A 4,307-nucleotide genomic window follows, 5' to 3' on the forward strand; every position below is an offset into this window, starting at 1 on the left:
CCCCGCCGTACCGAGAGGTTGACCCCATCCAGAAGAGCCGCCGGATGTGGGCGAACGTGAAGCGACAGCTCCCGCAGCTTCATCAAAACGTCTGAGCGTTCGGGGATGTGATTCATGAACTCGAACCAATTAGCGATTGGTTCAGACTAACCGCATATCATCGCATGACAAGAGGGAAGTTGATTATCTCCCACTTTCAATCGGGTCCTCGCGGTGCTGTCGCATTGTTCAAAGGAAGGCATGTGAACACAGGCAAACCGACAAGCTCGAGGCTTGCCGTTCGGTCATGACACGAAGGCGGTTGTTCCTTCCGGCAATCGAAATGGACGACAAACCGGATCTGGTCCGCACTTGCCAGCCCGTCCCGGCGTTGCGGGATCACCTGACCTTATGGAACGAGGGAGGAACTGCCGCCAGCCTCTCCTGCGGCCAGCGCGTTGTGCCTCAGGCGCATCCTTTAGGGAAAACGTTCGCCGACCGACGGGGTCAGTCCACGTGCCATCCTGTCCAGCGCTCTTTCGGGAATTATTGTCAGATAAGAGCGCCGAGTTCACCGTCCGGCCGGTGCGGTTCAACGCGCTTCTCTTCGATGCGAATGTTTCGGAAGCGCTTTGCCGCTATAACAACACGGCAAGCGCTGCGATCAGATCATCGATCTGCTCGGATGAATGGCTGGAAAAAACGGCGATCCTGAGCGTCTCGACCGACGGTGCATCCGAATAGCCGCTCGCTCCAACGTATTTAACGACAATATCGCGTTCGCGAAGCCTTTCGCAGACCGCTTTCAAATCGCCGCGCGCCTGAACATTGAAGATTGGCACCGGCGTTTGCGGAATCGCAAGCCCCAGCCCGGCAAGACCGGTGCGCATATGCGCCACATTCGTGCGCAGTGCCTGCAGCATGCTTGGGTTTTCCCTGAAAAGGCGCAATCCCGCGCCGGCGGCCGCAGCGGCCGGAACCGGCGGAGGCGACGCACCGGCGACAACCCCACCCTTGGCCGCTATTCTGTCCGCAAGTGCCCGGCTTGCCGGTACAATGCCGCCAAAGCCACCAAACGCCTTGCTCAACGTACCGGCGCAAAACGCCCTCTCTCCCTCGAGACCGAAATGTTCCAACGTTCCCCGTCCCGCGCTGCCAAGAACACCGACGCCGTGGGAATCGTCGATGCAAAGCAGGCCACCGGGATAGGCGTCCAGAAGTTGCGCGTAGTGGTCGAGCGGAGCAAGCGCGCCGGTCGATGGAAAAACACCGTCGCTGACCACAACAGGCACCTGTCCGGGCTTGAGGTGGCGGCGCAACTGCTCCGAAAGGCTCTGCGGATCGCGGTGTCGAAACCGGAAAACCGGTCGTTCGGCGCATTTCAGCGCGTCGTTCACGCTGAAATGCGACCGCTCATCGGCAAACGCCACATCGTAATCGTCGCGCAATGCGAGCAGCAAAGCCATTATTGAGAGATAGCCGGAGGCCACGTAAGCAGCCGCCTCGCAGCCGAAATGCGCACAGACAAGGGCCTCGGTTTCCATATAAACCGACATGTCGGCACGTGTCGCGGGGCCAAGTCCGTAAGCACGCAATGCCTGTACCGCCGCTTCGATTACAACGGGATGCCCATGCAGGGCGTGATAGCTGGTGCCGCAGAAATAATCGACATCGCGCCCACCGATGCGCATGCGCGCGCCGATGGGAGAATCCATTCTGTCCCGCGCGTTCAGCGACTCCTCGACGATCGTCATGCGTTTCGTCCGATGGTTTCACATTCCAGACCGGCGACGAACCCGGCGTCCAAGTCCGCGCCGATCCCGGGCGTGTCGGGCAACGTTATGACACCGCCCGCGTGATACAACATGCCGCCAACCACAGGATCTTCACGCAGCATGTCGGCACCGTCCAGGTCCGCGAAAACAACGTTGGCACGCGCAGAAACCAGATGCGCGGCAGCGGTCAGACCGAGACGAGTCTCCGTCATGCAACCAACCATGCATTTGATACCGGCGGCTTCTGCCAGTGCGTTAATCTTGAGCGCAACGTGAATTCCACCGGACTTTGCCAGTTTGATGTTGAAGTAATCGCACGCCCCGGCACTAACGAGACGCATGGCGTCATGTTCGTCGAAGAGCGCCTCGTCGGCCATTATGGGAATGGCTCCAAGCGCACGGGCGGCCGAGAGGCCGTCGAAATCCCAGGCGGCAACCGGCTGTTCGCAATACTGAATATTGAAAGCCGACAACTGCCTCAGCGCCTGAAGCGCCTCAACCCGGTCCCAACCTTGGTTGGCGTCGATCCGAATTGCGGTCTCGGGCCCCAGAACATCGCGGATCGCCGCAACACGCGCCACGTCCTCGGCCACTCCGGTCCCCAGCTTGACCTTGACCGCCGTGAAGCCGCGCTCGCGAAATTCGAGAGCGTGAGCGGCCATGGTCTCGGGCGTATCGATACCGACCGTGTTGTCGGTAACAAAGCTCCGCTTCGCGCCCGCCAGCACCGCGTGCAGCGGCAACCGTGCATTCTTGCCAAGCAGATCGTAGAGCGCCATGTCGAACGCCGAACGGATCGTCGCGTTGTTCGGCAGGAAGGCGCGCATGGCGCAGACGCATCCATCTATATCCAGCGGGTTCCGCCCGATCAGCAAATGCGCCAGGTCGCGCGCGTTGGCCAAGGCAGCATCGCGGCTTTCACCCACCACCGGCCGGAAAAGACTTGCCTCCCCGAGCCCGTAGAGACCATCGTCGGTGTGTACCCTGACGAAAATTGTCTCGGTCACACGCGTCTCGCCAATGGCTATGCGGAAGGGACGCTTGAGCGGCAACCCGGCCTTGAAAATCTCGATACGAGAAATGGACATGACACCCTCTTGATCACTCAGGACCGACGCTCCAGAAACATCTGCCCGACGCGGATTCCCCGCCGCCCTTCATCATCGACCGCACCGAGTTCCAGAACTTCACTCTCATAGAGAAGGCCATGCATCTTGAACCGGTCGCGCGAGACCGGTTCGCACTGATGGGTACAGAAATACTCGATCAGACATTGCAGCGCCCCGTTGGAGTAAAACAGGGTCGTAACGTTGAAATCGGGGCCGTATTCGCCAAGATGCGGCGCGATTTCCGAGGGAACCGCATTTCGGGAAGGCGTGGTTTTTTGCCATTCCTTCTCCTTCCAGCGCATCTCGTCCCGCGCCGGAAACGCAACCTCCATATGCGCGTAATCCGCACCCTCACCGTATATTCGTCCGTCGACCCGGAAATCGGTCCCGGAAATGCGGCGCAGTTCAAGCGGCACGCCGTCTCCCATCAAATAAAGGCGGCCGTTGCTGGCACGGATCTCCACATCCTCACCTTCCTCCCTATCGACATAATGACCGGAAAGACGTTCCAGATCGTCCGGTTTCAACGGTGTGCGTGGAGTTGGCGGCACGGGGGTCGCACCCATCCGGCGCTCTGCCAATGCGAGTTGCAGGCCCTTGACGGTTAGACGGCTCGCAATCTGGTTGCTGAAGTCGAGCGTCGAGAAAATCAGGGCACCAAGGCCAGCCGCAGGCAAGAGGGTCATCTGGGTGGCGAATCCGTATACCGCGCCGCCATGACCGACCGATGCCCAGCCGTCCACATCTCCAAGTCCGAAACCCAGTCCGTAGCCCTTCAGGTCTCCACCATAACCCGGCGGCCTTTCGCCGGCGGGCAGCCACATACGCGCGAGGGTTCCAGGCGAAACGATCGCGCTCCCATTCGCCGTGAAACCTCCGCGAAGCAACGTACGGGCGAACAATCCCATATCGGACAGTGTCGAAAAGATATTGCCCGCGGGAGACCCGCCGAGATCGAACACCGGTGCCAGAATATCCGCGTCTATTGTCCACATCCAGGCCGGCGCAAGCCGCGCCAATAGCTCCGGCGACACCGTGTTGGCGCTTTTCGACATGCCGATCGGACGAAAAAGATTATCCGCAACATAAGTGTTGAAATCGCAACCTGAGATTAACTCGACCACACGTCCGACGACCGCGATACCGGCGTTCGAGTAACGAAAGACACCGGCGCTCGGATCTTCCTTCAACGTCGAAGCTGCCAATTCGCTCACGGTTTCAGAAAGCGGCGGACGTTGCGCGTCGAGGTAATGTCCGCTCTTAGGTTCACGCACCATCCCGGCCGTATGGCTCATCAGTTTGCGCAAGGAAACATGGCTGCCGTGCGGGCCGGACGGGTTGTTGGCAAAAGGATTATGCGGCTGAAATTCCGGCAGGTACTCCCTGACATCGGCATCGATATCGACCTTACCCGCCTCGGCGAGTTGCATCAGGGACAGGGCCG

General features: G+C 59.9%; 3 protein-coding genes. All 3 read right to left on the reverse strand.

Features of this window, described 5'->3' with window-relative positions:
- Positions 1–617: 617 nt before the first annotated feature.
- A complete protein-coding gene (locus QZ638_RS22605) occupies positions 618–1,733 on the reverse strand; it encodes a pyridoxal phosphate-dependent aminotransferase family protein (protein ID WP_295814861.1) in 1,116 nt (371 codons plus the stop codon).
- Complete coding sequence (locus QZ638_RS22610) at positions 1,730–2,842, reverse strand: mandelate racemase/muconate lactonizing enzyme family protein (RefSeq protein ID WP_295814863.1); 1,113 nt, start codon at positions 2,840–2,842, stop codon at positions 1,730–1,732. The genes QZ638_RS22605 and QZ638_RS22610 overlap by 4 nt, the downstream gene beginning before the upstream one ends.
- 17 nt (positions 2,843–2,859) lie before the next feature.
- On the reverse strand, positions 2,860–4,307 hold a 1,448-nt coding region (locus QZ638_RS22615), incomplete at its 5' end, for a serine hydrolase (protein WP_295814866.1).

Source organism: uncultured Nitratireductor sp., from assembly GCF_913053745.1.
In the GTDB taxonomy this organism is placed as follows: Bacteria; Pseudomonadota; Alphaproteobacteria; order Rhizobiales; family Rhizobiaceae; genus Nitratireductor.